This window comes from Streptomonospora salina (assembly GCF_014204715.1).
Classification (GTDB): domain Bacteria; phylum Actinomycetota; class Actinomycetes; order Streptosporangiales; family Streptosporangiaceae; genus Streptomonospora; species Streptomonospora salina.
Genome location: NZ_JACHLY010000001.1, coordinates 3871920 through 3897504, shown reverse-complemented (window position 1 = coordinate 3897504; position 25585 = coordinate 3871920). Strand labels below are relative to the sequence as shown.

Sequence of the window (25585 nt, the reverse complement as noted above, 5' to 3'; positions counted from 1 at the left end):
CTCCCTGCCTCCGTGTCCGGCACGCGCCTGCGGACGGCGCGGACGCCGCCCCTGTGGCCGTAGGCGCGTTTGGCGGGTCGCTGTCCTCCTGCGCGACGCGCGGCTCGCTCCAAGCCGCTTCGCGCATCGGCCGCGGGGCGCACGCGAATGCGCCGCCGAACGCGGACAGACCCGTGGCACACCCTAGTTCCCCCGCAGCTCCCGGTATTCGCCGGGCACCCGCAGTCGTGTGCACCGGCTGTCAGCCGCCGTGGCCGGCGGCGCGCACGAACCGCCCGGCCACCGCGCGCAGGCGCTCGCGGAATTCCGCCGGTTCGACCGCCGCGAACTCGGCGCCGGTACCCAGCAGCACCAGGGCCGGCCAATCCAGGTCGTCGGCGTGGACGACGACGCGGCACGAGCCGCCGCCGGCGTCCTCGACGGTCCCCCAGGACTCCACCGCCGGGGCGACGTCGCCGACCGGCGCGTGCACCCGCGCCACGATCCGGTACCGCGCGGGCACCGCGGCCAGGCGGGCGCGGACGAAGGCTTCGGCGTCGCCGCCCGGGAGGGAGCGCGGGCCGAACCGGGTACCGGTCGGTTCGGGGCCGTTCATCCGGTCGACGCGGAAGGTGCGCCAGTCGCAGCGCTCGGTGTCCCAGGCCGGCAGGTACCAGCGCTGGTGGATCTGGACCAGGCGGTGCGGTTCGACGAGCCGCCGGGTGCGGCGGCCGTCGGAGGCCGTGTAGCCGAAGCGCAGCCGCTCGGTGTCGCGGCAGGCCCGCGCGACCGACAGCAGGGCCATGGGGTCGGTACGCGGCCCGCTCGGTTCGGGCGCGACGGCGGAGGCGCGCAGCGCGTCGATACGCCGCCGCACGCCCGCGGGCATCATGTCGACCACCTTCGCCAGCGCCTGCACCGCCGCCTCGGCGAAACCCGCCGCGCTGCCGGCCGCCGCGGTGCGCAGCCCCACGGCGATGGCGACCGCCTCTTCGTCGGTGAGCAGCAGCGGCGGCATGGCGCGGCCGGCGCGCAGCTGGTAGCCACCGCCCACGCCGGGCGCGGCGTCCACTCGGTAGCCGAGTTCGCGCAGGCGGTCCACGTCGCGCCGCAGGGTCCGCTCGCTCACCGACAGCCGCGCCGCCAGCTCGGCACCCGGCCAGAACCGGCTCGTCTGCAGCAGCGACAGCAGGCGCAGCGTCCGTTCACTGGTGTTGGCCATACGACCGAGGATCCCGCACATCGCGGACGGAATCCGGCCTGAATCGTTTCTCGGCTCCCCGCGCGTCGGTTGCGTGGGCCGGGCCGCGCGCCCGGCGGCACCGGTGGCCGGGGACGCTAAGGGCGCTGGGGCGCGGAATCGCGGGCGTGCGGCCCCCTTGACGACGCCGGGACGACGGTTCAAGGTATCCCGGTAAGCGATTTCCAACTCCTATCCCCCAATCAATCCTGTAAATCCCCACAAAATTCTCTAATCACCTGGAAATCGCTTACCTACATTGGGGGATCCGACCGCTCACCCACTGCCGGAGGGAACCCGAGTGAACAGAGCAGCCGGTCTCATCGCCACCGTCGCCGGCGCGGCGCTGATAGCCACCGCACTACCCGCCGCCGCCCATCCCGGGGACGGGCACGGATCCGACCGCGGCAACGGCCACGGCCCCGGCCACGGGAACCACGGCCGCGACATCGGGCGCGAGGTGCTCGGACCGAACGACGGCTGGGGCGCCGCCCAGGGCGGAACCACCGGCGGGGCCGACGCCGACGCCGAGAACGTCTTCCGCGTCGACACCTGGGCCGGACTGCAGGAGGCCGTCCAGGGCGACCAACCCAAGATCGTCTACGTCGAGGGCGACATCAGCGCCATGACCGGCGCTGACGGCTCTTCCCTCTCCTGCGCGGACTTCAACGACCCCGCCTACACCTGGGACGACTACGTCGAGACTTACGATCCCGACGCCGGTTGGGAGGGCGAGGCCTCGGGCCCGCTGGAGGAGGCCCGCGAGCGCTCCTACGACGCCCACCGCTCCCACGTGATGCTGGAGCCGGGCTCCAACACCACGATCGTGGGCGAGGGCGAGGCCTCGATCAGCGACGGCTTCATCCGGATGGAGAGCGTGGAGAACCTCATCATCCGCAACCTGGGCGTCCACGACGCCTACGACTGCTTCCCCAGCTGGGACGGCGAGGCCTGGGACGCCCAGTACGACAACATCGAGGTCTCCCGCACCGAGCACGTGTGGCTCGATCACCTCACGCTCTCCGACGGCGGGACCTACGACCGGGACTTCCCCGTCGTCCACGGCGCGCGCGTGGAGCACCACGACGGCCTGCTGGACGTGGTACGCGCCAGCGACATGGTGACGATCTCCTGGAACGACATCCAGGCCCACGACAAGACGATGCTGTTCGGCAACACCGACAGCGACCGCTACGACGAGTGGGACAAGCTGCGCGTCACCGTGCACCACAACCGGTTCGCTAACATCACCCAGCGCGCCCCGCGGGTGCGCTACGGCGACGTGCACGTCTACAACAACCTCTACACGCACTCCGCCGACTCGCCCTACGACTACCTGTACTCGCTGGGCGTGGGCGCGGAGTCGCACATCTACGCCCAGAACAACAACTTCCAACTGGAGGGCGTCGAGCCCGGCGAGGTGATCGCGAACTGGCGCGGCTCGGCCATCCACGAGGAGGGCAGCGTGTTCAACGGAAAGCGCGTCGACCTGCTGGACGCCTTCAACGCCGCCAATCCCGACAGCACACTGGAGGCGGACGACAGCTGGACTCCGTCGCTGCACGGCAAGATCCACCCGTCCTGGGCGGTTCCCGGCCTGGTGAAGGCCAAGGCCGGCGCCGGCAACGCCCGGTAGGCCCGAGGCCGCGGCGGGCTCGGGCGCCCGGGCCCGCCGCACCCCGCTGAACAGCCCGCCGCCCCGCTCCCCGTGCCGTATCGGAGCGGGGCGGCGGCGCGTTCCGGCGCCGGTCCGCACGGCGCGGCCCGGCCGCTGCGCCTCCATCAGCGCGGGAGGCGCGGCGGTCCGGTCCTCACGCCCTCTTCCAATTCTTCAGGCTGTCGATGGCCACGGCCAACACGATGACCGCGCCCTTGATGATCAGCTGGTAGAAGTAGGGCACGTTCATCAGCAGCAGGCCGTTGCTGAGCACGCCCATGATCATGGCGCCGATCAGGGTGCGCTGCACGTTGCCGATGCCGCCCATGAGGCTGGTTCCGCCGAGGACGACCGCGGCGATCGCGTCGAGCTCGTAGGTTTCGCCCGCCGTGGGCTGTCCCGACATCACGCGCGCGGAGAAGATGACGCCGGCCAGTCCGGCGCACGCGCCCGCGATGATGTAGACCCGCACGATCGTCCACTTGACCTTGATGCCGGCGAGGCGGGCCGCTTCGGGGTTGCCGCCGATCGCATAGACCTGGGTCCCGAAGCGCGTGTGGCGCAGCACGAACCACAGGACGGCGAACACCGCCAGCATCAGCACCACCGGCACCGGGACGCCGGCGATGAACCCGCTGCCCATCAGCCGGAAGCCCAGGTCGTCGGCGATGAGCGGCTGGCCGTCGGTGAGCAGGTAGGCGGTACCGCGCAGGTAGGTCAGTCCGCCGAGGGTGACGATGAACGCCGGCAGCGCCAGGTAGGCGATGAGCGCGCCGCTGAGCAGGCCGAACAGGGCGCCTACGGCGATGCCGCCGAGTACGCACACGGCGGCGGGCATGCCCGAGGTCCACAGCAGGACCGAGACGATGCCGCACACCGCCAGGTTGGAGCCCACGGACAGGTCGATGCCGCGGGTGAGGATGACCAGGGTCATCCCCGCGGCCAGGATCGCATTGACCGAAGCCGCCCGCGCGACGTTGAAGACGTTGTCGAACGACAGGAAGTTGGGCGCGAGCACCGCCATCAGCGCGATCATCAATACGAGCACGCCGAGGATGCCGTAGCGGTCCCACAGCCTCGCGAACTGCGGCCGCCCCGCCTGCGGCGGGGCTACGGCGCCCGCCTCGGCGGCAGGTGCCGACTCGTCGGCACGACTCGTCTCGGTCATAGTGATCCTTGGTTCTCAGGAAGGGTCGATGGGGACAGGGGGCTGGTCGGGGACTCCGCGCAGCGCCGCCGGCCCGTATCCCGGGTCCGGCGGCACCGCAGGCCCTATCGGCTCCCGGCGGCGACACCGGTGGCGTGCAGCATGACGGTCTCCTCGGTCGCCTCCTCGCGCGTGAGCTCGGCGGCGATCGACCCGTTGCGCATGACCAGCACCCGGTCGCTGACGCCCAGCAGCTCCGGCAGGTCGGAGGAGATGATCAGGACGGCGACGCCGTCCCGGGCCAGCCGGTCGATGATCCGGTAGATCTCCTGCTTGGCGCCGATGTCGACGCCGCGGGTGGGCTCGTCCAGCAGCAGCACGCGCGGGGCGATGGCCAGCCACCGACCCAGCACGACCTTCTGCTGGTTGCCTCCCGACAATTCGGTCATCCGCTGCAGGGCCGAGGAACAGCGCACCCGCAACGCCTCGACCTGGGCGGCCACCCGCCGGGAGATGCGGCCGCTCCGCAACACGCCGAAGTCGCTGACCCGGTCCAACCCCACCCCCGTCGTGACGACGTTGTCGCGGATGGACATCTCCGGAAACAGCGCCTGCTCCTTGCGGCTCTCGGGCACGTACCCCACGCCGTTTCTGATGGCGTCGAGCGGGCTGCGGTGGTCGACGGCCCGCCCGCCCACGCGCAGCCGCCCGGTCCGGATGCGCTCGGCACCGAAGATCAGCTGGGCCGCCTCGGTGCGCCCCGCACCGATGAGGCCGCCCAGACCGACGATCTCGCCGGCGCGCAGCGTCAGGTCGAGGGGGCCGATACCGGCGCCGTCGCCGATCCCCTCGGCCTCCAGCGTCGCCTCGCCCGGTTCGTGCCGCTCGTGGGCGTAGAGGTCGGTCAGGGTGCGCCCGACCATGCGGGCGACGATGTCTTCCGGCTCCAGTTCCGAGCGGGGGGCGGTCCCCACCCAGTGTCCGTCGCGGAAGACGGTGATCCGGTCGGCGAGGCGGTACACCTCCTCCATGCGGTGGCTGATGTAGAGCAGGCCCATGCCCTGGCCGCGCATCTCCTCCACGAGCGAGAACAGGCGCTGGGCCTCGGCCTCCGACAGCGCGGCGGTGGGCTCGTCCAGGACCAGCACGCGGGCGTTCTGGGCCACGGCCCGCGCGATCTCCACGACCTGCTGCATGCCCACACTGAGGCCGCCCAGGACCGTGTCGGGGTCGATACCGCCGCCGACGCGCTCCAGCTTGGCGGCGGCCTCGCGCCGCAGCCGCTTGCGGTCCACCGTCCCCAGCCGGGTACGGGGCTCGCGGCCCAGCGCGAGGTTCTGCGCCACCGTCAGGTTGGGCGCGAGGTTGAGCTCTTGGTGGATCACCGCGATACCGAGGTCCACCGAACGCTGCGGCGTGGTCACCGACACCGGCCGCCCGTCCATCTCGACGCCGCCGGAGTCGGGCGTGTGCACCCCGGCCAGCATCTTGATCAGCGTGGACTTGCCGGCGCCGTTCTCGCCCATCAGCGCGTGGACCTCGCCCGCGCGCAGCTCGAACTCGACGCCGGTGAGCGCCTGCACGCCGGGGAAGGCCTTGCTCACCCCGCTCATGCGCAGCAGCGGCGGCGTGCTCACTCCCAGCCCTCGTATCCGTCGAGGTTGTCGCGGGTGATCAGCTCGGTCTCGACGAGCTGCTCGGTGTTCTCGACCTCCCCGCCGCCGTGCAGCTCGGTGGCGATCTCCAGGCCGTCGGCGGCGAGCCTCTTGGGGTCCTGCGCGGCGGTGGCCTCGAACATGGAGTCGGACTCGGCCAGCTCCTCTTCGGCCGCGGGAGATCCGTCGACCCCCACGATCGCCAGGTCCTCGACCCCGGTCTGCTCGGCGGCCAGGCCGGCGCCCAGCGCGGTGGGGTCGTTGACGGCGAAGATCCCGTCCACGCCGGAGTTGGCGGTGAGCATGTCGGTGGCGACGGTCAGCGCCTCCTCGCGGTTGTTGTCGCCGTGCTGGTGGCCCGCGACCTCGATGTCGGGGTAGTCCTCCATGACCTCTTCGCAGCCCGTCACACGGTCCTGGATCGAGGAGATGGGCGTGCCGTCGATCATCAGGATGCTGCCCTCGCCGCCGATGGACTCGAACAGGTGCTCGCAGGCGAGCCGTCCGGCCTGGACGTTGTCGGAGGTGATGAAGGCGTCGGCGTTCTTGGCGGTGACGTCGACGGCCACGACCGTGATCCCGGCGTCGATCGCGCGCTGCACGGCCGGGCCGATCCCTTCGGAGTCGACGGCGTTGAGCAGCAGGACGTCGATCTGCTGCTGGATGAAGGCGTCGATCTGCTCGTTCTGTGCACCGAGGTCCTGGCGGCCGTCCTCGGTGACGACCTCGGCCTCCATGTCCTCGGCGGCGTTCTCGACACCGGCTTGCATCGCGGTGAAGAACGGGTTGCTCAGATCCTGGACCATCAGGCCGATCGTCTCGATCTCGCCACCGCTGTCGGCGCCGTCGACGGGGCTCTCCGCACTGCATCCGGACAGCAGGAGCGTTCCCGCGGCCAGGGCGGCGGCGACGGTCGTGGGCGTGGGAAGGCGGTACATCGGACTCCTTCGCGGGTCGGGGGCGCCGGGGTCGGGGCCGGCACGGGGAGGGTCCCGGTCGCAGCGGACGGGGTTCGGGGGACGGATTCAGGGGACGGGGGCCGGGGCGGGGTACCGGCGACTGCGGGGGCCCGTGGTCCGCGCCGCCGGGCGGCGCTGCGTCGTCGACGCCGGCCACGCCTCGGGTGAGCGTTCACATCGCGCCGGACCGCCACGCGGGGCCGCGACGGCCGCACCGCCGCAGGAGAAGCGGCGCGCCACCGCGACGGGCCTCCGCTGTGGACCCATGCGCTCCTCCTCCAGGTCAGACAACGTTGTCCCCGCACAGTGATCCGGAACACTCACCCATGTCAAGATGTGTGCTGACATTCATGCTGGCTGCAGCGGTTTCACAACACTTCGCAACTTGAGGCGCGCCGGTCCGAGTCGAGACCGGAAAGACAACGTTGCCTCGGCCGTGGCGGATCGAGTAGCTTGACGGAACCGAAACCGCTGCGGGCGGAGGCGACGGCGCGTACAGAGGCAGCGCCGACGCGCCGCCGCCCCGACCGGGGGAGGCCCATGACCGACCAGGCCGACGGTTCGGACCCCGGGCGCCGTCCGACGATGGTCGACGTCGCACGGGCCGCCGGGGTCAGCCTCAAAACCGTCTCGCGGGTCGCCAACGAGGTACCCACGGTGCGCGCCGACCTCGCCGAGCGGGTACAGGGGGCGATGGCCGAACTGGGCTTCAAACGCAACCACGTCGCCGCCAACCTGCGCAGCGGCCGCACGACCGCCACCATCGGCCTGATCATCCGCGACCTGGCCAACCCCTTCTACTCGACGATCGCCGCGGCGGCCACGGCCGTGGCCGAACGCTTCGACACCCGGCTCATCACCGCGAGCTCCGGCTGGGACCCCGCGCGCGAACGGGAACTGGTCCTCGACTTGTTCGAGCGCCGCGTCGACGGGCTCATCGTCGTACCCAGCGGCGACGACCAGTCCTACTTCCGCACCGAGATCGACCGCGGCACACCCGCGGTGTTCATCGACAGCCCGCCCGACGGGTGCCGCGCCGACACCGCCCTGCTCGACAACCGCACCGGCACCCGCGACCTCGTGCGCCGCCTGATCGCCGAAGGCCACCGCGGCATCGGGACGGTCACCGACACCCTCAACGCCTACACGATGGGCGAGCGCCGGGCCGGGGCACGGGAAGCGCTCGGCGAAGCCGGGATCGACGGCGGCCGGCACGCAGCGCGGCTCCACTCCGACCGCCCCCGCAGCGCCGGCGACGCCGTGGGCGCCATGCTCGACGCCCCCGACCCGCCCACTGCCCTGTTCTGCGGAAACAACCGCATCCTGCTCGGCGTCGTCGAGGAGATGGTCCGGCGCCGCACCCGGCTGCGCCTGGCCGCCTTCGACGACTTCGAGTTCGCGCCGCTGCTGCCGCGCCCGGTGACCGTGGTCGGCTACGACACCCGCGAGCTGGGACGGCTGGCCGCCGAGATGCTGTTCCGCCGGCTGGAGTCGCCCGGCGCCGAGACGTCGAACCACGTCGTGCCGACGTACCTGGTGGACCGCGGCACGGAGCCCGCTCCGGGGCGACGGTCCCCGCCGCTACCGTGACGGCATGGCGAATCCCGAAACGACCGCGCACCGCGCGGCCGAGGACACGCTCGTCGCGGTGCCCGCCGGAGCGTTCGTGCTGCGCGACGAGGCGGCCAAACGCGACCTCCCGATGTCGCTGGAGGCCTTCGCCATCGCGGCGCTACCGGTCACCCGGGAGCTATACGCCGCCGTTTCGGGCGAAACCCCGGCAGACGCCGGGGAGCCGCGCGCACCGGTCTCCGACGTGTCGTGGATCGAGGCTCTGCGGTTCTGCAACCGGCTCTCCCGCTCCGCGGGGCTGACCCCCTGCTACTCGGGCGAGCCGGGCCCCGACGGCCTGGGGATCGACTGCGACCGGACCGCTTCGGGCTACCGGCTGCCCACCGAGGCGGAGTGGGAGTACGCCTGCCGGGCCGGCGACTCCGGCGTCCGCTACGGGGAACTGGACGAAATCGCCTGGCACCGCGGCAACTCCGGCGGCCGTGCGCGTGCGGCCGCCACCCGGGCGCCCAACGCCTGGGGGCTGTACGACACCGTCGGCAACGTGTGGGAGTGGTGCTGGGACCTCTACGACCCGCGGGTCTACGGCCCCTACCGCGTGTTCCGCGGCGGCGGGTGGAACGACCTCCCCCGCGGCTGCCGCGCCTCGTGCCGCCGCAAGAGCCACCCCACGCTGCGCACCGACGACCTGGGGTTCCGCATCGCCCGCAGGGCGCCGGCGCGCGGCTGAGCGCTCACCTCTTCGGGCCGTCCCAACGGGCGGCCCCGGCCAGCCCGGAGACCTGCTGCGAGGTGTAGTAGGGCTGGTCGTCGCGCGGGCGCCAGTCGGACACGTGCACGATGCCGGGCGGCACCGGCGACACGTCCGCGAAGAACGCCGCGATCTCCTCCTGCGTGCGCACCCGCAGGTTCGCGCTGGAGGCGCGGTACTCGTCGGTGGCGTAGTCGGCCCGCTCCGGGCTGGTGTCGGACTCGGCGTGGCTGATGACGAGGTAGGAGCCGGGCGCCAGGTACTCCAGGTGGCGGCGCACCAGCTCGTAGGGGTGCTGGTCGTCGGTGACGAAATGCAGGACCGCCAGCATGAGCAGGCCCACCGGGCGGTCGAAGTCCAGGTGGGCGGCCACCGCGGGGTGGGTGTAGACCGCTTCGGGGTCGCGCATGTCGGCCTGGACCACACTGGTGAGCTCGGGGTCGTCGGCCAGCAGCGCTTCTGCGTGCACGCGCACCGCGGGGTCGTAGTCGGCGTAGACGACGCGCGCCCCGGGGTGGTGCCGGCGGGCCACCTCGTGGACGGGGTCCTGGGTGGGCAGCCCCGATCCGATGTCGATGAACTGGTCGACGCCCTGCTCGCACAGGAAGTCCACGGCCCGCCCCAGGAACATCCGGTTGGCCACGGCGCTCTGCCGGGTCTCCGGCAGGGTCTGCATGATCCGGTCGCCCATCTCGCGGTCGACCGCGTAGTTGTTCTTTCCTCCCAGATAGTAGTCGTACAGGCGGGCCGAGCTGGGGACCGTGGTGTCGATTCCGGCGGGGGCGGCCGGGTCGGGGAAGGAAGGCGCGTCGGTCATGGCGGAACCCGTTTCCGTACGTAGTGGGAGGTATGCCCGACTCGGGGGTGAACCGTCGGGTGTCCGCCACTTTAGAGGCCGCCGCCCGATCCCGCGATCCCCGGCCGTTTCGGCTTTTCGACAGCGCCCCGGCCGCTTCCGGGCGCCGGGGCGGCGTGCTCCGCGCTCTCCGTGCGCGGTCGCTCAGCGTGTCAACTGCCGCCCCCCGGCCACGGACAGCAGCTCGCCGTTGACGTGTCCGTTGGCGCCCGAGCCGAGGTAGGTCACGGCGCTCGCCACGTCCTCGGGGGTGCAGACGCGGCCCGTGGGCGTCTGCTCCCCTTCGGCGTCGACGACCGCCTGCCCCAGTCCGGGCGTGCTCAGCGCGCGTTCGGTGAGCGTGAATCCGGGCCGCACCACGTTGGTGAGGACGCCGTGGCGGGCCTCCCGCACGGCGAAGACCCGCGCCGCCGCCTCCAGGGCGCCCTTGGCGGCCGGGTAGGCGGCGGCCGAGGCCAGGGGCTGGTCGACGATGTCGGTGGAGACCAGTACGACGCGCCCCCATCCGGCGCTGCGCATCGCCGGCAGCACCGCCTCGACCAGCGCCACGGGGCCGGCGGCGTTCGCGGCCAGCCCCGCGGTGAGGTCCGTCCAGCTGTGCTCGGAGGACGTGGGCCAGGCCACGGCGTTGGCCACGAGGACGTGGGGTCCGCCCAGCGTCCGCTCGACGTCGGCCACGGCCGCGCTGATCGATTCCGGGTCGCCCTGGTCCATACGCACGCCCACGGCGCGGCCGCCCGCGCCCTCGGTCTGCGCGTACCGCCTGCTCGGCGGCCGGGCGGTCACTGTGCCAGCCCACTGCCACGGCGGCGCCCTCGGCGGCGAAGGCGGCGACGACGGCGCGGCCGATGGCGCCGGATCCGCCGGTGACGAGGACAGTCCTGCCGTCGAGACCGAGTTCCATCGCTCTACTCCACTATATAGCCGACTAATCAATAGTCGACTATATATCATTATCATGGGTGCGTGGAAAGCGAAGAGGCCAGACGCGTTAACCGCGCGCTGAACAAGATGAGCAAGCTCTACCGGGAGGTGAAGTCCCGCAAGCTCGCCGACCTGGGCCTGCACCCCGGACAGGACGTGCTGCTGTGGCTCCTGGCCCAGCAGGAGGGCGGGACGACCGTCTCGCAACTGGCGGCGCGCCTGGGCATCGAGCCGCCGACGGCCACGCGCACGCTGGCGCGGCTGGAGAAGCGCGAACTGTTCCGCCGCGAGCCCGTGCCCACGGATCGCCGCCAGGTGCGCATCGTGCTCACCGAGGAGGCCCGTCGGCTGGTGCCGCGCATCGAAGCGGTCTGGGACGAACTCGCCGAGGAGATCCTGGGCGGGATACCGCCGGAGCAGCGCGAGGCGCTCGTGGACGCGCTGGAGGACGCCAACGACCGGCTGCGCGAGCAGGTGTCGGACTCGGCCATGACCGAGGAGTAGACCGGCGCGGGTGCCGCAGCGGGCGGCGCGTACCGGTGCCCCGGCCGCCGCCGCTGCGGCACCGCCCCGTCACGCCCCGGTCAGCCGGCTGTAGATCTCGTTGGCGCACAGCACGAGGAACAGCGCGCCCGCGATCGTCAGCCCGACGTTGCTGACGGCGCCGCTGCGCCCAGCGCGACCTGGGCACTGCTCAGCAGCTCCGCCCCGACGATCGGCATCGCGACAGACCGACGCCGAACCGCCGGCCAACCTCCCCGAGGAGCTGGCGCCGTGGGCATGCTCGGTGACCGGCAGGGGTTGTGCGTGCTCGCCGCCCTGGATCCATCCGAGGAGATCACGCTGCCCTCGGAGCGAGACGTCGTCCCGCTGGAACAGGTGCTGGCCGGGTCCGGGACGGTGATGGGAGGCACCGGGTCCGTGCGGGCAGCCACAGCCACGTCGTAGACCCCCACCACCCCCGACAGGTACACTCACCGCCGGGAATGAGTGACAAGGCCCCACCGGGTCAACCAACCGGTGGGGCCTTCGTCGTCTTAAAGGTCACCATCCCGCGCCGCGTCCAGGAACGCCCGCCACTCACTCGCGGGAAACTCCAGCACGCCGGCGTCACGGTCCTTCGAGTCGCGTACCGCTGCCCCCTCCGGCAGGTCAGCGACCTCCACACAGTTCACACGGTCGCTGTAGGAGGACGTGCGGAACACAGGGTTCGGGAATGAGCTCATCGTGGATCTGCTTTCTAAGCTGCGATCTTGCCCTTCAGGAACCTCGTGGAGGCATCCTCAGGCAATGCCGCGGTTTGGACGTGCGTGAGGAGCCGCCGGTACCGGTCGATCTCCTCATCGTCTTCGAGGTACAGCCCGTCCATATCCGTCTCGATGAACACCACGGGACCCGCCAACGGCCCCGCGAAATCCATGATCACGAACGGGCCGCGCAGGCCAGCGTGCACCCCCGACGCCATAGGAAGCACCTGCAACGTCACCTTATTCGGTTCCTCCGCCACGTCGATGAGGTGCTGCACCTGCTCACGGTAGACGCCCCGCTCAGACTCGACCCGCATGAGGGCCGCCTCATCGATGACGGCCCACACCTCAGGCGCCGGCGGGTCCGAGCGGGTCAGGATCTCCTGCCGCTGTTTGCGGGCGTCCACCGCACGCTGAATGTCCACGGGGTCGCGTACCAGGCTCGCCCGTGTCACGAGTGCCGCGTAGTCGGGGGTTTGCAGTAGCCCCGGCAGCAGCAGCGGCTCGTAAGTCGAGATGTGGGACGCGTCGGCTTCCAGAGCGGGGTACTCGCCGACCACGTCTGAGAATTTGGTCCACCAGCCGCGTTCGCGGGACTTGCGGGCCAGCTCCAACAGGGCCTCCCGCATCGGCCCTTCCCGGACCCCGTACACGTCGAGGAGCCCCCGGATGTCGTGCACGGACGGCTTCTTCGACACGCCGGTCTCGATGTTGGAGACCTTGCCGGTCGACCATTCGAGCCGCTTCGCGACTTCGGCGTGCGTGAGGTCAGCTTCTACCCGCAAACGCCGTAGCTCCTCGGACAGGCGTCGCCTGCGGACACTGAGCGGACTGGTGGCCAATTGGTTGTTCCCCCTGGTGCGCGTACCCGCCGATGCTAGCGCCATGCTGTGAATCGGTCATCCGTGATTTATCTGGTCATGGCGCGTTGGATCTTGAGGCTTTCCGGTCATGAGACCTTGAAGTCTGAGGAATCAGAGTCCACCATAAGGGGTGTCACTCATTCCCGCCGGGGCCACCCACCCCGGCCCGACCCCGCAGGGGTAGCGCATGCGCAAACTGTCCAGGACCGTCCGAGACCGTCTCGGGCGGCTCACGGAACCGCACCGCGGCGCCCGCGCCGCCGACCGCGTCCGGCCCTACGTCATCCGGAGCGCCGCCGCCGACACGCGTCCGCCGGTGCCGCCCGCTGAGACCGGCCGCATCGTCGGCCCGTGGTACGAGCGCTGGGAACAGCAGACCGTCCCGACGGCCGGTCGCGACGACCTGATCTGGTGCGCGAGCTGTTTCAACTGGCACCGGACGGGCGACTGCCCCGAGAAGAAGCCCGCGGGCGACACCCTCGACGACGTCCGCCAGGCGCTGGCCGGGCCCATCCGCGCGCTCGCCGCCGCACGACCCGACCTCACGTCCCCGGCCCCCGCCGAAGGCCGCGTGCGCGAGCCGGCTGGGGTCCGGTGATGCTGATGGTTCCGCAGCAGCGCGAGTACACCCCCCGCCCGCTCCCCGAGGACGAGTACACCCGGCTCGTGGACCTGTCCCTGACCCACACGGAGTGGGCGATCCGCTACACCGAGGACCCCGTGGGGCGGACCGTTTTCACGGCGGAACACCAGGAGCGGGGCACCACGGTGACGGCGCGGACCCTGGATCAGCTGGCGGGGACCCTGGCCCGGACGGAGGTGGCGCCATGACCGCCACACCGGAGTCGGTGCGCGACGAGCACGGCATCATCTGGGAGTTCAGCGGCGATGGCGCCCCCTACATTCTCGCGTCCCGCCGCCAGATGTACGACCAGGCCACATGCGGCATCAAAAACGTCCTCATAGACACCACCTGGGAAGGGCTCGCCGACCAGTGCGCCAAGCAGGCGGACACGGTCGCCGAGTTGGATGAGCGGTGCCGCCGCAACGAGGAGAACCTGGCCGCCCTGCACGGGGCGGCCTGAGAGGCGCCCGCACGTCGGGCTGAGGGGCCGTGAGGGCGGTTCCTGTAGGGCGTCCGGCGTGCGGGTCCGTGCAGCCTCCTGCCCAGTCCTCCCGGGCAGGAGGCTGTTGTTTTCCGCAGGTCACCGCCGTGCCGCGCCCCTGACGCCCCCAGCACCGGCCAGTCACGCCCCGGTCAGCCGGCTGTAGATCTCGTTGGCGCACAGCACGAGGAACAGCGCGCCCGCGATCGTCAGCCCGACGTTGCTGATGACGCCGCTGCGCCACGCGGCCGGCGTCCGGCGCGTGTTCAGCAGCCACATCAGCGTGAAGGCGAGGAAGGGCATGAACGCCGCCCCGAGCACGCCGTAGGCGATCACCAGCGTGATCGGCCGGTCGAACAGCAGCAGAAGCATCGACGGGAAGGTCAGCCACAGCACAAAGGCGCGGAACGCCCAGCTCGATTCGCGCTCCTCCACCGGCCGGTCGGTGTGCCCGCGGATCTTGCCGACGAAGTCGGCGAACATCAGGCTGACGCCGTGCCAGACCCCCAGCAGCGAGGAGAAGGCGGCGGCGAAGAAACCGACGAGGAACACCACCGAGAGGACGGTGCCGAAGCGCTCCCGAAGCACGTCGGCGAGCTGGACCAGGTCCTCGTCGCCCTCGGAGAGCGCGACCTGGGCGCTGCTCAGCAGCTCCGCCCCGACGATCAGCATGGCGACGACGAAGACACCCGTGGTGATGTAGGCGACGCGGTTGTCCAGGCGCATCATCCGGATCCACCCGGCGTCGCGCCAGCCCTTGGCGTTGACCCAGAAGCCGTAGGCCGCCATCGTGATCGTGCCGCCGACGCCCCCGATCAGCCCGAGGGTGTAGAACAGCGAGTCCGGCGGTGCGCTCGGCACCAGACCCGCGGCCATCGAACCCAGGTCGGGCAGGAGGTAGATCGCCAGACCGACGACGGTGACGAACAGGATGCCGATCAGGACGGTCATCGCCCGCTCCAGGGCGGGGTACCGGTTGAACCAGACGAAGGCCAGGCCGGAGAGCCCGGCGAGGACCGCGAACACCCACAGCGGGACGGCGGGGAACAGCGCTTGCAGCGGCAGCGCCGTCGCCGACATCGCGGTGGCTCCGTAGACGAAGCCCCACAGCACGATGTAGGGGCCGAAGAAGACGAACGTCCACACGCCCATGCCGCGCCAGCCGTCGAAAACGGTCCGGCCCGAGGCCAGGTGCCAGCGGCCGACCGCCTCGGCCAGCGCGATCTTCACGATGCAGCCGACCACGACCGCCCACAGCAGCGTGTATCCGAACCGCTCCCCCGCCACGAGGCTGGCGACCAGGTCGCCCGAGCCCACACCGGTGGCCGCGACGACGATTCCCGGTCCGATGGACCTCCACCGTGCTCTGTGCTGATCCTGCTGCTCCTGCTGCGCCACACGTCCCCCTTCCGGGAGGTCGCTCCGGGTGATCATGCCGCGGCATAGTGCGATGCCACGACACTCCCCCAATCGGGGCAACCCGTGCAAGGCCCCTGAATTCGGAGGAACGGGGCGCCGTCCGGCCGGTGATCCCGTACCTGGCGCCACGCGAGTCGTTCTCCCGCACGCCGGTCGTGGCCCGCAGGGGGCTGCGGCGCGTCTCCCCCTGATACAAGAGCCGGAGCCGGGGCGGGCCGGCCTACCCTCCGCGCAGGTGATCGCGCAGGCGGCGGGCCGTGCGGCCCATCAGGGCCTCGGCCGCGGGCTGGGCGGTCGCGGGAACCCGGGAGGCGGTCAGGGCGGCGACGGCGAAGGCCTGGCCGTCGTCGTGCTCGACGACGCCGAACTCGTGGCGCAGGTTCAGCAGCGTCCCGGTCTTGGACGACCACCGGGCCGCGTCGGAGCCGAAATCCGGAGCCAGCCGCTGCCGCAGCACGTTGGCGCCCATCAGCTCCCGCACCCCACCGGCGACCCCGGAGCGGATCGCGGACGGGCGCCACAACTCCTGCAGCAGCTCCACGAGCGAGCGCGCCGAACCGGAGTTGGCGCGGGTCGTGTCGAGCAGCGCCAGGTCGTGGCCGCGCCCCGGCGTACCCGCCTCGATGGCCAGCGTGTGGGCCAGGTGGGCTTCGTCCGCGTCGAGGCGCTCGGCCGGGGTCGCGTGCAGCTCGCCGATGGTGTGGCGCACGGCCAGGCCGCGCAGCCCCGCGGTCTCCAGCCAGCGGGCGACCCCGGCGGGAGGCGTGAGCCCGAAGAGCGCGTCGGCGGCGGAGTTGTCGCTGAGGCAGGTGCTCAGGTAGAGCAGGTCCTCCAGCGCCACCCACGCGGGGTGGCGGAACCGGGTCAGCCCCAGCGGTCCCGGCGTGGTGACCCGTCCCGGCTCCACCCGCAGGATCCGGTCCCCGTCCAGTTCTCCCCGGCGCAGCCGCTCCAGCGTGGCCGCGGCCAGCGGCACCTTCACCAGCGACGCGACCGGGAATACGAGGTCGGGCTCGATGCCGACTTCCTCTCCCGTGTCGAGGTCGCGCACCAGGAAGGAGCCGTGCAGCCCGCCGTCGTCGAGTTCGCGGCCGATATCGCGGACCAGGGCGGCTTCGCCGCCGGGGAGCGGGCTCACCCGCGCACCCCCGCACCGCCGGCATCGGTGCCGGCCTCGTCGCCGGCGGCGCCGAGGCAGCGCGCCAGCCCGTCGCCGAGGCCGCGCTCGATGCGCTCGGCGTCCCCGCCGTCCGCCGCCGCCACCGCGTAGCCGCGCACCGGGTCGATCCCGCCCGCCGGCCGCCAGTGCAGCCCGAGTTCGCCGGCTTGGACCGCCGAGCACAGCAGCAGGTCGGCCGAGTCCAGCACCTGCGCCGCTGCCGCCGTGTAGGCGGGTGCCACCGCGATCTGGGCCGGTGCGAGGCCGACCGACGCGCCGAGCCGCCGGACGCGGTCGCGGACGTGGGGCACGTCGTCCTCCGGCTGGATCCACACGCGCCGCCGTTCTTCCACGTCGCCCCGGCCCGTCCGCAGCGTCTCCAGGTGGACGGCGGCGGCGCGGGGCTCGGCACGAGCGGCCAGGCCCAGCGGGACCGTCCAGACGGCCGCGTCGGCGGGAACCGCGGCGGTACAGGCGCGCACCTGCCGGGTGCGCAGCAGGTCGTCGCGCTCCGAAGGCGGTGCGGGGTGCAGGTCGAGGTGGATCCCCCGGCGCAGCGCGGCGGCGCCGAGCAGCGCCAGCTCGCGCGTGCCGCACACGTCGGGCACAGCCAGGCGCAGCGGCGCGAGCCTGGCCCGTTCGGCGTCGTGCTCCATCGCCTCGGCCAGGGCGATCAGCCGCCGGGCCGAGGGCAGCAAGTCGCGGCCGAACGGGGTGAGGGCGGCGCGGCGGGTCGAGCGGTCGAACAGCCGTCCGCCCAGGTGCCGCTCCAGCGCGGCGATGCGGCGGCTGGCGACCGGCTGCGGGATGCGGGCGGCCGCCGCGCCGAGGGTGAAGCTGCCGCGCTCGCTCACGTACACGAAGGCGGAACAGGCGCCGACGAGGTCCATACGCTGATCCTATGCCGGGAACGCATGGAAACGGCCGTTCGCGTCTTCGACGGCATCGTCGGGCGCGGCCAGACTCTGCCGCACGGCCGTTGCGAGGCGGCCGGAACATCTCAGGAGAGGAAGGCTGCACCCATGACCGTCCGATTCCGCCGGGGCGCGGCGCCGGCCGCGGCCGCCGTACTGGCCCTGGTCCCGCTCGCCGCCTGCACGGCAGGCGCGGACCCCGCGCCTGCAGCGACATCGGGAGCGGAGCCCGGTTCGGCGTCCGCCGCCGCATCCGGGCCCCCACGCGGCGCGTACGTGCCCGACTTCCGGCACGTGGAGAAGGAGTACGACGCGACACTGGGGGTCTACGCGCTCGACACCGGATCCGGCGCGGCCGTGTCCTTCAACGCCGACGAGCGGTTCGCCTACGCGTCCACGCACAAGGTGTTCTCCGCCGGCGCGGTGCTGGATCAGACACCGGCGCACGAGCTCGACGAGCGCATCACCTACACGGAGGAGGACCTGCTCGACTACGCCCCGATCACCGAGCAGCACGTCGACGAGGGCATGGAGCTGCGCGAGGTGATCGACGCCGCGCTGCGCTACAGCGACAACACGGCGGCCAACCTGCTCTTCGAGGAGCTGGGCGGGCCCGCGAAGCTGCAGGAGGAGCTGCGCGGCATCGGGGACGCGACCACGAACGTCGACCGGATCGAGCCCGGCCTCAACGACTGGGAGCCCGGCGAGACACGCGACACCGGCACCCCGCAGGGGCTGGCCGCGAGCCTGCGCGCCTACGCCCTCGGCGACGTGCTGACCGAGGACGCGCGCGCGATCCTCGTGGACATGATGCGCCGCAACACCACCGGCGACGACGTGATCCGCGCGGGGGTTCCCGACACGTGGGAGGTCGGCGACAAGACGGGCAGCGCCGACTACGGCACCCGCAACGACATCGCCGTCCTGTGGCCGCCCGAGGGCGCCCCGATCGTCGTCGCGGTGCTGACCAAGCGCGACGATCCCGATGCGGCCCGCGAGGACGCCCTCCTCGCCGATGCGGCCGAGGTCGTGGTGGACGTCCTGGGCTGACGGCCGCGGCCGAGCCCCCCGCTGGGGCGGCCGAAGCGGCGGCGGGGGCCGGCCGAAGCCGTCCCCCGCCGCCGCGGTCGGGAACCCGCGGGTGCTACCGGTCGGCGGAGCTGCCGGCCGGCGCTTCCGCGGCCTCCGAGGACTCGGCGCCGACCTGATCGGCGGCCTGCTGCCCCGAAGAAGCCGGGTGGGCCGCGTCGAGGCGATCACCCTCGATGTCCACGTCGGGCAGCAGCGCATCCAACCACTTCGGCAGCCACCAGGCGGCCCGGCCGAACAGTGCCATCACCGCCGGCACCAGCGTCATCCGGACCAGGAACGCGTCGAACAGCACCCCGGCCGCCAGGACGAAGGCGATGGGCTTGACCATCTCGTTGTCGCCGAACACGAACGACGTGAACACGATCACCATGATCGCCGCCGCAGCGGTGACGACCCGTGCGCCCTGGCGGAACCCGGTGGCCACGGCCTTGTGGGCGTCGCCGCCGTGCACGAAGTCCTCACGCATCCGCGACACCAGGAACACCTCGTAGTCCATGGCCAGTCCGAACAGGATGCCGATGAGCAGGGTCGGCATGAACGCCAGCAGCGTCGGCGACGGTTCGACCCCCAGCAGCCCGGCACCGTAGCCCCACTGGAACACGGCGACCGTCAGCCCCAGCGCGGCTCCCGCGCTGAGGACGAAACCCAAGGCGGCCTTGACCGGGACGACGATCGAGCGGAACACGACCGCCATCAGGATCAGGGCGAGCCCGATGACCACGGTGACGAACACCGGAAGCGAATCGGCCAGGCTCTCGGAGACGTCGATGGCGGTGGCGGTGGCTCCGGCGACCGAGATCCGCGCGCCGATGTCCTCGTCGATCTCGTCGGACAGGCCGCGCACATCGTGCAGCAGGTCCTCGGTCGCATACGACGACGGCCCCGTCTCGGGCACCACGGCGATGATCGCGGTGTCCTCGACGCCGTTGAGCTGGGGCGGCAGGACCTCCTCGACCCCGTCGACCTCCTCCAGGCGCTCGGCGACGTCGTCGGCGGCGGCCGGGGTGTCGGACAGGCCGGTGAGGTCGGCGACCACCGCCAGCTTCGCGGCGTGCCCGGGGCCGAACTTCTCGCTGATGATCTCGTAGGCCTGGCGCTGGGTGGTGTCGGTGGCGCTGGTGGCGTCGGTGGGCAGCCCCAAGTGCAGGTCGCGCACCGGGATCAGCGCGACGACCAGCACCGCCAGCACGGCCACGACGGTCACGACGGGGCGGCGGGTGACGGTGCGCACCCACCGGGCGCTCATCGGGCGGCGGGCGTGCAGGGCGGCGTCGGCGCGCCGGCCCAGCCACGGCAGGCGCCCGGCCGCGACCCGGTGGCCGATGAAGCCCAGCAGGGCCGGCAGCAGCGTGATCGCCAGCAGCACGGCGATCGAGACCGTCACCATCGCGGCGGCGCCCATCATCGTCAGGAACGGGATCCCCACGACGGAGAGCCCGGCCAGGGCGATGACGACGGTGATGCCGGCGAAGACCACGGCGCTGCCGGCGGTGCCGATGGAGCGTGCCGCCGACTCCGCCGGGTCCATGCCTTCACCCACCTGCTTGCGGTGGCGCGACAGCACGAACAGCACGTAGTCGATGCCGACCGCGATTCCCAGCATCATCGCCAGGATCGGGGCGGTGCTGTTGAGTTCGACGAAGCCCGTGGCCGCGTACAGCAGCGCCATGCCCAGGCCCACGCCCAACAGCGCCACCACGATCGGCAGCCCGGCGGCGACCACCGCGCCGAAGTTGATGGCGAGGATGACCAGGGCGGCGACGACGCCGACGGCTTCGCCCGACCCGACCTCGGGGGGCGACATGGAGATGGCCTGGCCGCTGAACTCGACGTCCATGCCGAAGTCGCGGGCGCTGTCGCCGGTATCGAGGATCGCGTCGACGGTCTCCTGGTCGACGGAGTCGGCGTGCTCGGTCAGCTGGACGTTCAGCATCGCCGTGGTGCGGTCGTCGGAGAACAGCGGGATCTCGTCGACGACCTCGCTCTCGTCGAACTCCGGCGATTCCTGTTCGACCTTGTCCAGGGCCTGCTGCTCGGCGCCGGGCAACTGTTCGGCGATGAGCGCCTCGCGGTTCGGGGTGCCCTCGGGGATCTGCTCCTCGACGCTGTCGCGCGCGCGTTCACGCGCCTCCTCCTCGGCGTCGGCGATCCCGTCGCGGTACTGCTCGCGGGCGTCGGCCAGCGCCCCGTGCGGGGTGTCGACGGATTCGACGCCGCCGATCTCGTCGAGTTCGGCGGCGGTGTCGGCCACGGCGCCGGCGTAGTCGTCGTTGTCGACGACGTCGGCGCCGCCGGGGGCGCGCAGCACCGCGGTGACGGTCGCGCCCTGCCCGTCGAACCGGGTGTCCATCAGCTCGGTGGCCTGGTCCGACTCGGTTCCGGGGATGCTGAAGGTGTCGTCCATGGGGGTGCGCAGCTGGACGGCGGCCGCGACCGCGGCGATCAGCACGACCAGCCACGCAGCCACCACCAGCCGTCTGCGGCGGTAGGCGAATCCCCCCAGGCGATACAGCAGTCGTGCCATGCTCCCTCGTCCTCTCGTCCCCGTCGGGTGGTCCGCGGCCACCTCATCGGGCCCCGATGAGGCGGTGTCGGGAGGAGGATGAGAATCCGATGAGAATCCGCCGTTTGCGGCGAGACCGTCCTCACGTCCGTTCGGGGAACCGTCCGCGCGGACGCCGCCGGACGTCTCGCCGCCGGTTCCGCCCAGCGGCGGGAACTCCATCCGCACCGTGGTCCCGCCTTCGGGCGCGGAGGTGAAGACCGCGTCGCCGCCGTGGCCGCGCATCACCGCCCGGACGATGGGCAGCCCCAGCCCGCTTCCGGGCCGCTGCGCCGACGGGCCGCCGCGGTAGAACCGCTCGAACACGAACTCCGCCGTCTCCTCGGCCACGCCCGGACCGGCGTCGGAGATCTCCAGCACCACGCGCCCGTCGACGCGGCGCAGGGCGGCGCTCGCCGGGCTGGAGGCGGGCGTGTGCACGCGCACGTTGGCCAGCGCATTGGCCACGGCCTGGCGCAGTTCCTGCTCGTCGCCCAGGACCAGGCCTTCGGCGGCGAGGTCGGCGCTCCATTCGCGTTCGGGCTGGGCGGCGCGGGCGTCGGCGACGCTGTCGGCGACCACACGGCCGAGCTCGACCACTTCGCGCCGCGGTTCGGGCCGCTCGTCCAGGCGCGCCAGGTACAGCAGGTCGTCGACGATGGCGGCCATGCGCTCCGACTCCTGCTGGGAGCGGGTGATCACGTCGGGGCGTTGGGACACGTCGACCACACCCTGGGCGACCATCTGCAGGTAGCCGCGGACCGAGGTCAGCGGGGTGCGCAGCTCGTGGGAGGCGTGGGAGACGAACCGGCGCATCCGCTCCTCGGAGGAGGCGCGGGCGTGCAAGGCGGTGCGCAGGCGCGCGAGCATGCGGTTGATCGACAGGGTCAGCCGGCGCGTCTCGTCGGCGTCGGCGTCCTGCGGTGCGGGGACGCGGCGCTCCAGGTCGCCGGAGGCGATGGCTTCGGCGGTGTCGACGACGTCGCCCAGCGGCAGCAGACCGCGCCGGATCACCGCCGCACCGGCCCCCAGCGCGACCAGCAGCATCACCGAACCCGCCACCGCCTCGACCGCGACCAGGCGCTGCACGGTCTCGTCGACCGGCTCCGTCGGTTCGCCGATCAGCGCGACGGTGTCGTAGGAGGGCAGGTGCACGATGGCGACCCGGTAGTCGGCGCCGTCGCGGCGGACGGTGAAGGGGCCGCCGGGCGCGGAGGCGGTGTCGATGTCGCGGAGCAGGACGGGTCCGGCGCCTTGGAGCCGGTGGAACTGCGCATCGGGTGTGCCGGGGGCGCCGCCCTCGGTGAACTCCACGATGAAGTCACTGGGGGTGCGCACCTGTTCGACGAGGTCGGCGGGGTTGTTGGCGGAGTCGCCGGCGAAGATGTCGCCCTGGTTGGCGCGGGCGAATCCGGCGGCGATTTCGAGGCGCTCGTCGACGCGGTCGAGGAGGTAGGAGCGCAGGAAAGCCGCGCTGAACCCGGCGACGGCGGCCAGGGTCAGCGCCATCAGCACGGCGTTGACGGCCACCATGCGGCCGCTGAGGGTGCGCGGGCGCAGCCGCGGGCGGCGGGCGGCGCTCATGCCTGCTCGTCCGTGCGCAGCACGTAGCCGAATCCCCGCTGGGTCTGGATGAGGTTGGGGCCGAACGCTCCGAGCTTGCGGCGCAGGTAGCCGATGTAGGTGTCGACGATGTTGGAGCCGCCGGTGTAGTCGGCGCTCCAGACGGCGTCGATGATCTGGCCGCGGGAGAGCACGCGGCCGCGGTTGAGCATCAGGTAGCGCAGCAGCTCGAACTCGGTGCGCGACAGGTTGAGGGGGTGGCCGGCGCGCTGGACCGTGCAGGCCTGCTCGTCGAGTTCGACGTCGGCGAAGCGCAGCGGCGCGCTTTCGGGCTGCTCGGCGGGGTCGGGCAGGATGCGCCGCAGCACGGCGCGCACGCGGGCCAGCAGCTCGTCGATGTTGAACGGTTTGGCGACGTAGTCGTCGGCGCCGAAGGTGAGTCCGGCGACGCGTTCGCTGTGGGTGTCCTTGGCCGTGAGCAGGACGACGCCGACGCGCGGCAGCCGGCGGCGCAGTGTGCGGCACACCTCGAAGCCGTCGCCGTCGGGCAGCATGACGTCGAGCACCACCAGGTCGGGGTGGTGGGTGTCGGCGGCGGTGTAGGCCTCGGCTGCGGTGGCGGCCGAGGACATCTCGAAGCCGTGGAACTCCAGCACGGTGGTCACCATGTCGACGATGTTGGGCTCGTCGTCGACGACGAGGATCCTGGGTCTGGTCATCGGCCGTCCAGCGAATCCGACGTAGATGAGAAGAAGATGAGAGGCCGGTGTTGCCCCGGGGACAGTCTGGGCGCTGTCGGCGGCGATGGTGCACGTGCGCGTGCATGGCGCCGCTCACCCGCGACCGGCCGCACCGGGAACTTCGGGGGTTCGGGTCCTGCGCCGCCGGAGGGATCGCCCGCCCCGGTGCCGGGCGTGTGCGCCACCGGACGGGGGTGCCGTCGCGGAGTGGGCGGCTTCTTCCGCGGGTAGCACCATCGGGATGGTCGGGATGGTCGGGATGGTCGGGAGGGCCGGTGGCACGAGGACGCGGCAACGGCGCGGAGCCCGCGCAGGCGGTGCGGCCGCGGAACTGGTCGCGCCGGGCCGTACTGAGGTGCCCCAACGTCTTCCTCGTGCTCGGTGTCGTGCTGAGCGTCGGCGTATGCCTGGTGTTCGGGGCCGGTGTGGCGACTATCGCCCTGATGTTCCTGAACCCCGGCGAGGCGGCCGCCCTGTTCCGACGCTTCTGGCTGGGCTCGGCTGTCGCCCTCGGGATCGCTTTGGCGGTCGGCCTGTGGATCCCCCGCGCGTTCGGCGAGGACGACGACGCCCACACGTGGCAGGAGACCGTGGTACTCACCACGCTCCAGGCCGGTAGCGTAGGCGCGCTCTTCGTGGGCATCCTCGCGGAGCTGGCGGCGCCGTTGCTGGCGCTGCTCGGCCCGTATCTCTGAACCCGCCGGGGTCGACGCCCTCGGATCGGCGCGGAACCGGCGCATGCCCGCGGGAACGCACGCGCGGATCGCCCGTACCGATTGCCGGCCCAGGGAATCACCGGCGGAATTTCCGGCCGCCCGCAAAGCGAAACCGTTCCGCTGGAATCGGGACCGGACATGCGGACCGGTTGACGCGCACACGGCAGCGCGAACAGAATCGGAAACACCTTCGGCCACGAAATCCAGCACGTGTCCGAATATTCCGCATCGAGTAATTCGGAGTTTTCATGCGCCTGCCTTGGTCCGTCCTGTCCACCACAGCACTGGCCGGTGCCCTGGTGCTGGCCACCGCCGGCACGTCACAGGCCGCAACCGGCGACGTCGTCGTATTCAAGACCGAATTGGAGCGGTTGGAGACCTATGAGAATCCAGCGGACGGTGCGTGCTACTCGCTTCCCGGAACCGCCCACGTTCTGATGAACCAGACCGATTCGATCGTCACCATCCATTCCGAGCCCGGCTGCATGTTCCCCGGTGTCCCGGTTCAACCCGACCACGGATGGCACGCTCCCGCGAGCGGCCTCACCGGGCCCTTCAGCTTCTCCATCGGCTGACGCCCGCCGCTCCGCCGCCGGGACGGGGCGCCGTCCCGGCGGTCACGCCGGCCGCCGCCCCTGAACGGTGTAGAAGACCGGTGAGCAGGCGCAGAAATCCGGGTGGTCCAGCAGGTCGCGCACGCCCGCCAGATCCGCTTCGGTCATGCCCGCTTCGGCCAGGGAACGGTGCAGGTGGCGGGTGTGGTGGGCCTGCAGGCGCGCGCCGGGGGAACCGGCGCGCCACTGCTGGACGTGCGGGCGCGGGTCGACGTCGGTGAACCCGGTCCGGCGCATCGCCGCTGCGGCACGGGAGCCCCACGCCGGGTCGGCGCCGGCCGCCGTCAGCGCCCGGACCTTCGCCCGCTGGAACCGCGCGTACAAGTCCGCGGCGGCGTCGGGACCGGGGGAGCGCGCCGCTTCCGGCAGCACCAGGGCCGGCGCGTGGGTGGCGTCGAGCTCGTCCAGCTGCAGCCGCCCGCCCGGGCGCAGCGCCCGCAGCAGCCGGGCCAGCACCCGTTCCCGCTCCGGCAGGTGCATGAGCACCAGCCGCGCGTGCACCAGGTCGAACGCCCCCTGGGGCAGCGGGTCGCGGGCGATGTCGTGGCGCAGCACCGCCATACCGGCCTGCTGCGGCATGCGCACGGGTTTGACGTCGGTGACCACCACCCAGCCGTCGGGGACGACCCGCCGCGCCAGCCACATGCCGACACTGCCGCCGCCGGCCCCCACCTCCAGGCACCGCCAGCCGCGCCCGACCCCCGTGTCCGCCAGGCGCCCGGTCGTCACCGGGTCGTAGGCCGCGGCCAAACAGGCGTGCTGCTCGCCGGCGTGGTCGCTGTCGTTGTCGAAGACGTAGCCCGCGCCGCCGCCCGGAACCCCGGGCGCGTCCGGCCGCGCGACTGCCGCCGCCTCGGTCGCATCCGCCAC

General features: G+C 72.1%; 25 protein-coding genes. 11 read left to right on the top strand and 14 right to left on the bottom strand.

Annotated elements, in window-relative coordinates; genetic code table 11:
* Positions 1-241 precede the first annotated feature (241 nt).
* On the bottom strand, positions 242-1201 hold the full coding sequence (locus HNR25_RS17555; protein ID WP_184636864.1) for a helix-turn-helix transcriptional regulator: 960 nt from the start codon (positions 1199-1201) through the stop codon (positions 242-244).
* A 319-nt stretch (positions 1202-1520) separates the two neighbouring features.
* On the opposite strand from HNR25_RS17555, the gene HNR25_RS17550 reads away from it, so the two are divergent.
* Complete coding sequence (locus tag HNR25_RS17550) at positions 1521-2855, top strand: pectate lyase family protein (RefSeq protein WP_184636862.1); 1335 nt, start codon at positions 1521-1523, stop codon at positions 2853-2855.
* A 175-nt stretch (positions 2856-3030) separates the two neighbouring features.
* Here HNR25_RS17550 and HNR25_RS17545 read toward each other — a convergent pair whose 3' ends face one another.
* The 3 genes from HNR25_RS17545 to HNR25_RS17535 all read right to left on the bottom strand — a co-directional run bounded on the left by HNR25_RS17545 (position 3031) and on the right by HNR25_RS17535 (position 6616).
* Entirely contained in the window at positions 3031-4044 is a 1014-nt protein-coding gene (locus HNR25_RS17545) for an ABC transporter permease (RefSeq protein ID WP_184636860.1), read from the bottom strand.
* A 104-nt stretch (positions 4045-4148) separates the two neighbouring features.
* The gene (locus HNR25_RS17540; RefSeq protein WP_312862596.1) at positions 4149-5660 is read right to left on the bottom strand and encodes a sugar ABC transporter ATP-binding protein; all 1512 of its coding nucleotides are present in this window, start codon (positions 5658-5660) and stop codon (positions 4149-4151) included.
* On the bottom strand, positions 5657-6616 hold the full coding sequence (locus HNR25_RS17535; RefSeq protein ID WP_184636857.1) for an ABC transporter substrate-binding protein: 960 nt from the start codon (positions 6614-6616) through the stop codon (positions 5657-5659). The genes HNR25_RS17540 and HNR25_RS17535 overlap by 4 nt, the downstream gene beginning before the upstream one ends.
* 561 nt (positions 6617-7177) lie before the next feature.
* Here HNR25_RS17535 and HNR25_RS17530 point away from each other — a divergent pair.
* Together HNR25_RS17530 and HNR25_RS17525 are read left to right on the top strand one after the other, a co-directional pair.
* A complete protein-coding gene (locus HNR25_RS17530) occupies positions 7178-8227 on the top strand; it encodes a LacI family DNA-binding transcriptional regulator (RefSeq protein ID WP_221457661.1) in 1050 nt (349 codons plus the stop codon).
* A gap of 4 nt (positions 8228-8231) precedes the next feature.
* Positions 8232-8939, top strand: a complete 708-nt coding sequence (locus tag HNR25_RS17525; RefSeq protein WP_184636855.1) for a formylglycine-generating enzyme family protein — start codon at positions 8232-8234, stop codon at positions 8937-8939.
* A gap of 4 nt (positions 8940-8943) precedes the next feature.
* Here HNR25_RS17525 and HNR25_RS17520 read toward each other — a convergent pair whose 3' ends face one another.
* Both HNR25_RS17520 and HNR25_RS17515 read right to left on the bottom strand, forming a co-directional pair.
* Positions 8944-9777, bottom strand: a complete 834-nt coding sequence (locus HNR25_RS17520; RefSeq protein WP_184636846.1) for an SAM-dependent methyltransferase — start codon at positions 9775-9777, stop codon at positions 8944-8946.
* A 183-nt stretch (positions 9778-9960) separates the two neighbouring features.
* Positions 9961-10602: an SDR family NAD(P)-dependent oxidoreductase gene (locus HNR25_RS17515; protein ID WP_221457659.1), complete on the bottom strand. Its 642-nt coding sequence runs from the start codon at positions 10600-10602 to the stop codon at positions 9961-9963.
* A 180-nt stretch (positions 10603-10782) separates the two neighbouring features.
* On the opposite strand from HNR25_RS17515, the gene HNR25_RS17510 reads away from it, so the two are divergent.
* Together HNR25_RS17510 and HNR25_RS17505 are read left to right on the top strand one after the other, a co-directional pair.
* On the top strand, positions 10783-11244 hold the full coding sequence (locus tag HNR25_RS17510; RefSeq protein ID WP_184636844.1) for a MarR family winged helix-turn-helix transcriptional regulator: 462 nt from the start codon (positions 10783-10785) through the stop codon (positions 11242-11244).
* Positions 11245-11514: 270 nt separating this feature from the next.
* A complete protein-coding gene (locus HNR25_RS17505; RefSeq protein ID WP_184636842.1) occupies positions 11515-11688 on the top strand; it encodes a hypothetical protein in 174 nt (57 codons plus the stop codon).
* 89 nt (positions 11689-11777) lie between these two features.
* On the opposite strand, the gene HNR25_RS17500 is transcribed toward HNR25_RS17505, so the two are convergent.
* Both HNR25_RS17500 and HNR25_RS17495 read right to left on the bottom strand, forming a co-directional pair.
* Positions 11778-11966 carry a DUF397 domain-containing protein gene (locus HNR25_RS17500; RefSeq protein ID WP_184636840.1) on the bottom strand — a complete coding sequence of 63 codons (189 nt, stop codon included), beginning with the start codon at positions 11964-11966 and terminating at the stop codon, positions 11778-11780.
* Between the two features lie 14 nt (positions 11967-11980).
* Entirely contained in the window at positions 11981-12874 is an 894-nt protein-coding gene (locus tag HNR25_RS17495; protein WP_312862595.1) for a helix-turn-helix domain-containing protein, read from the bottom strand.
* 163 nt (positions 12875-13037) lie between these two features.
* On the opposite strand from HNR25_RS17495, the gene HNR25_RS17490 reads away from it, so the two are divergent.
* Genes HNR25_RS17490 through HNR25_RS17480 form a run of 3 tightly spaced genes read left to right on the top strand, consistent with a single transcriptional unit; the run spans position 13038 to position 13935 of the window.
* Positions 13038-13448 (top strand): hypothetical protein, encoded by a 411-nt coding sequence (locus HNR25_RS17490; RefSeq protein WP_184636836.1) that lies wholly within the window; start codon positions 13038-13040, stop codon positions 13446-13448.
* Positions 13448-13681, top strand: coding sequence for a hypothetical protein (locus HNR25_RS17485; RefSeq protein WP_184636834.1), 234 nt, complete (start codon positions 13448-13450; stop codon positions 13679-13681). The genes HNR25_RS17490 and HNR25_RS17485 overlap by 1 nt, the downstream gene beginning before the upstream one ends.
* Complete coding sequence (locus tag HNR25_RS17480; protein WP_184636832.1) at positions 13678-13935, top strand: hypothetical protein; 258 nt, start codon at positions 13678-13680, stop codon at positions 13933-13935. Before HNR25_RS17485 ends, HNR25_RS17480 begins: the two co-directional genes overlap by 4 nt.
* Positions 13936-14097: 162 nt before the next feature.
* On the opposite strand, the gene HNR25_RS17475 is transcribed toward HNR25_RS17480, so the two are convergent.
* The 3 genes from HNR25_RS17475 to HNR25_RS17465 all read right to left on the bottom strand — a co-directional run bounded on the left by HNR25_RS17475 (position 14098) and on the right by HNR25_RS17465 (position 17424).
* Complete coding sequence (locus tag HNR25_RS17475; RefSeq protein WP_184636830.1) at positions 14098-15390, bottom strand: Nramp family divalent metal transporter; 1293 nt, start codon at positions 15388-15390, stop codon at positions 14098-14100.
* 205 nt (positions 15391-15595) lie between these two features.
* Positions 15596-16513 carry a serine hydrolase gene (locus tag HNR25_RS17470; RefSeq protein ID WP_184636828.1) on the bottom strand — a complete coding sequence of 306 codons (918 nt, stop codon included), beginning with the start codon at positions 16511-16513 and terminating at the stop codon, positions 15596-15598.
* Positions 16510-17424: a LysR family transcriptional regulator gene (locus HNR25_RS17465; protein ID WP_184636826.1), complete on the bottom strand. Its 915-nt coding sequence runs from the start codon at positions 17422-17424 to the stop codon at positions 16510-16512. Before HNR25_RS17465 ends, HNR25_RS17470 begins: the two co-directional genes overlap by 4 nt.
* Before the next feature lie 132 nt (positions 17425-17556).
* Here HNR25_RS17465 and bla point away from each other — a divergent pair, with 132 nt between their 5' ends.
* Complete coding sequence (gene bla, locus HNR25_RS17460) at positions 17557-18498, top strand: class A beta-lactamase (protein ID WP_184636824.1); 942 nt, start codon at positions 17557-17559, stop codon at positions 18496-18498.
* A 94-nt stretch (positions 18499-18592) separates the two neighbouring features.
* Here the strand turns inward: bla and HNR25_RS17455 are convergent, their stop codons facing one another.
* A complete protein-coding gene (locus HNR25_RS17455; RefSeq protein WP_246463716.1) occupies positions 18593-22666 on the bottom strand; it encodes an MMPL family transporter in 4074 nt (1357 codons plus the stop codon).
* Positions 22663-23364 carry a response regulator transcription factor gene (locus HNR25_RS17450; RefSeq protein WP_184636822.1) on the bottom strand — a complete coding sequence of 234 codons (702 nt, stop codon included), beginning with the start codon at positions 23362-23364 and terminating at the stop codon, positions 22663-22665. The genes HNR25_RS17455 and HNR25_RS17450 overlap by 4 nt, the downstream gene beginning before the upstream one ends.
* A gap of 296 nt (positions 23365-23660) precedes the next feature.
* Between HNR25_RS17450 and HNR25_RS17445 the strand changes: the two genes are divergently transcribed.
* The gene (locus tag HNR25_RS17445; RefSeq protein WP_184636820.1) at positions 23661-24080 is read left to right on the top strand and encodes a hypothetical protein; all 420 of its coding nucleotides are present in this window, start codon (positions 23661-23663) and stop codon (positions 24078-24080) included.
* A gap of 269 nt (positions 24081-24349) precedes the next feature.
* Positions 24350-24676: a hypothetical protein gene (locus HNR25_RS17440; protein WP_184636818.1), complete on the top strand. Its 327-nt coding sequence runs from the start codon at positions 24350-24352 to the stop codon at positions 24674-24676.
* A gap of 42 nt (positions 24677-24718) precedes the next feature.
* Here the strand turns inward: HNR25_RS17440 and HNR25_RS17435 are convergent, their stop codons facing one another.
* Positions 24719-25585, bottom strand: a complete 867-nt coding sequence (locus tag HNR25_RS17435) for a class I SAM-dependent methyltransferase (protein ID WP_184636816.1) — start codon at positions 25583-25585, stop codon at positions 24719-24721.

Coding starts and splice junctions, on each gene's coding strand:
- HNR25_RS17465 (WP_184636826.1), bottom strand. CDS start 17,424: ATGGACCTCGTCGGCGCCTGTTCCGCCTTCGTGTACGTGAGCGAGCGC.
- HNR25_RS17475 (WP_184636830.1), bottom strand. CDS start 15,390: ATGATCACCCGGAGCGACCTCCCGGAAGGGGGACGTGTGGCGCAGCAG.
- HNR25_RS17530 (WP_221457661.1), top strand. CDS start 7,178: ATGACCGACCAGGCCGACGGTTCGGACCCCGGGCGCCGTCCGACGATG.
- HNR25_RS17490 (WP_184636836.1), top strand. CDS start 13,038: ATGCGCAAACTGTCCAGGACCGTCCGAGACCGTCTCGGGCGGCTCACG.
- HNR25_RS17495 (WP_312862595.1), bottom strand. CDS start 12,874: ATGGCGCTAGCATCGGCGGGTACGCGCACCAGGGGGAACAACCAATTG.
- HNR25_RS17545 (WP_184636860.1), bottom strand. CDS start 4,044: ATGACCGAGACGAGTCGTGCCGACGAGTCGGCACCTGCCGCCGAGGCG.
- HNR25_RS17520 (WP_184636846.1), bottom strand. CDS start 9,777: ATGACCGACGCGCCTTCCTTCCCCGACCCGGCCGCCCCCGCCGGAATC.
- HNR25_RS17480 (WP_184636832.1), top strand. CDS start 13,678: ATGACCGCCACACCGGAGTCGGTGCGCGACGAGCACGGCATCATCTGG.
- HNR25_RS17500 (WP_184636840.1), bottom strand. CDS start 11,966: ATGAGCTCATTCCCGAACCCTGTGTTCCGCACGTCCTCCTACAGCGAC.
- HNR25_RS17485 (WP_184636834.1), top strand. CDS start 13,448: ATGCTGATGGTTCCGCAGCAGCGCGAGTACACCCCCCGCCCGCTCCCC.
- HNR25_RS17455 (WP_246463716.1), bottom strand. CDS start 22,666: ATGAGCGCCGCCCGCCGCCCGCGGCTGCGCCCGCGCACCCTCAGCGGC.
- HNR25_RS17525 (WP_184636855.1), top strand. CDS start 8,232: ATGGCGAATCCCGAAACGACCGCGCACCGCGCGGCCGAGGACACGCTC.
- HNR25_RS17450 (WP_184636822.1), bottom strand. CDS start 23,364: ATGACCAGACCCAGGATCCTCGTCGTCGACGACGAGCCCAACATCGTC.
- HNR25_RS17440 (WP_184636818.1), top strand. CDS start 24,350: ATGCGCCTGCCTTGGTCCGTCCTGTCCACCACAGCACTGGCCGGTGCC.
- HNR25_RS17535 (WP_184636857.1), bottom strand. CDS start 6,616: ATGTACCGCCTTCCCACGCCCACGACCGTCGCCGCCGCCCTGGCCGCG.
- HNR25_RS17555 (WP_184636864.1), bottom strand. CDS start 1,201: ATGGCCAACACCAGTGAACGGACGCTGCGCCTGCTGTCGCTGCTGCAG.
- bla (WP_184636824.1), top strand. CDS start 17,557: ATGACCGTCCGATTCCGCCGGGGCGCGGCGCCGGCCGCGGCCGCCGTA.